Below are 753 nucleotides of genomic sequence, written 5' to 3'. Positions count from 1 at the left end.
AACAATCAGAGACCATTCTTCGTCGCTGATATCAGACGGATATGGTTTGCGTGCAGTATTCATCCATCTGTTCTGCAACACTCACGCCAGAAAGTACATAACACCCTCTAGCCGGCTTCGACAACAAGGCGGATGTCCTCGCTGCCTCGGAAGAGTTCTGGAATCCCGACAAGACGCGGTTCTGGCAGGATGTGAATGTGCCGCTCGTCATCGGGCGTCGTGAAGGCTATGTGCTGACCGATGTGGATGGACACGAACTGATCGATGTCCATCTCAATGGCGGCACCTACAACCTTGGCCACCGCAATCCCGATCTCATCGCCGCCCTCACCGAGGCGCTGAAGTATTTCGATATCGGCAACCACCACTTCCCCTCTCCGTCCCGCACCGCGCTGGCCATGAAGCTCCTCAAGCTTTCGGGAAAGCCGTTCGAACGGGTAGCCTATGCCACCAGCGGCAGTGAGGCGATCGACCTCGCCATCAAGAGCGCCCGTTACGCCACGAAACGCCGCCGGATCATCTCCATCCGCAAGGCCTATCACGGCCACACCGGCCTTGCCGTGGCCACGGGTGACGAACGGTTCAGCCAATTGTTCCTTGCGGATCGCCCCGAAGAGTTCGTGCAGGTGCCGTTCAACGATCTCGACGCGGAAATCTCACAGAAGGGTTGTACATCGGATTAGATTATGAAAAAGTCTGTTTTGCACAAAAGAATTTTTCATAAGCAATAAACGAACCCGATGCAGACAGAGT

1 protein-coding gene is annotated in these 753 nt (G+C 55.2%); it reads left to right on the top strand.

Translation table 11 applies throughout. The features are described from left to right. The first annotated feature begins 197 nt into the window (after positions 1-197). Positions 198-683 (top strand): aminotransferase class III-fold pyridoxal phosphate-dependent enzyme, encoded by a 486-nt coding sequence (locus tag GOB87_RS16490; RefSeq protein ID WP_264806420.1) that lies wholly within the window; start codon positions 198-200, stop codon positions 681-683. Positions 684-753 lie beyond the last annotated feature (70 nt).

The organism is Acetobacter estunensis, assembly GCF_011516945.1.
In the GTDB taxonomy this organism is placed as follows: domain Bacteria; phylum Pseudomonadota; class Alphaproteobacteria; order Acetobacterales; family Acetobacteraceae; genus Acetobacter; species Acetobacter estunensis.
Note: the sequence above shows the minus strand (reverse complement) of the source record. Positions and strands in the feature narration are given on the sequence as shown.